Annotated in this window: 1 protein-coding gene; it reads left to right on the top strand. The window is 41.3% G+C overall.

All coding sequences use genetic code 11. The annotated features are described in order from the left end of the window. A partial coding sequence (locus tag HMPREF2637_RS11635; RefSeq protein ID WP_256316159.1) for a GBS Bsp-like repeat-containing protein occupies window positions 1–777 on the top strand: 777 nt, incomplete at both ends.

Raw genomic sequence — 777 nt, forward strand, 5'->3', positions numbered from 1 at the left:
ACGGTCAAGATGATATCATCTGGTACAAGGCAGCTAAGCAAGCCAATGGAGATTATAAGGTAACCGTTCGTTCAAGCAATCATAAGGGAGATAGTGGTCTCTATAACTCTCATGTCTATTTGGTTGACAATGATGGTAAATTCATTGGCCTAGGTGGCAAACAAGTGACACTTGATATCACTAAGACTCAAGGAACATTGACTATTACCAATGATGATAAAAATCGTGGAACTTTTGATGTTCTTATCACCAATCTGACGAATCTAAGTGGTATTTCAGGTGTGGTAATACCTGTCTGGTCTGAACAAAATGGCCAAGACGACCTTGTTTGGCACAATGCTACAAAGCAGGAGGATGGTTCCTACAAGGTGACTATTTCAGCCAGTCAGCACAAGTGTAATTCAGGCAAGTATATCGTTCATGGCTATATTGTTGATGCTTCTGGTAAGAATATTGGCTTTGGAGCAACTTCAGCTGATGTGGTAGCACCTAAGAAAATCGGTTCGGCATCAAGAGGAAATTACGATGTTTTAAATAAGGTTATTTATCTAGATGCTGGCCATGGTGGCTATGATCTAGGAGCTTCGTACTTTGGTATTTCTGAAAAGAGCTTGACTTTGGCCATCCAAAGCCGTGTGAAAGCTAAACTAGAATCAGAAGGTTATCAAGTTGTGACCACACGTACCAGCGATACCTATGTTGATTTGACGGATCGCTCTCGTGCAGCCAATGCCTCTGAATCAGATATCTTCGTAAGTATCCACATCAATGCTTCAG

The sequence above is a fragment of the Streptococcus sp. HMSC065H07 genome (assembly GCF_001837325.1).
Classification (GTDB): domain Bacteria; phylum Bacillota; class Bacilli; order Lactobacillales; family Streptococcaceae; genus Streptococcus; species Streptococcus salivarius_H.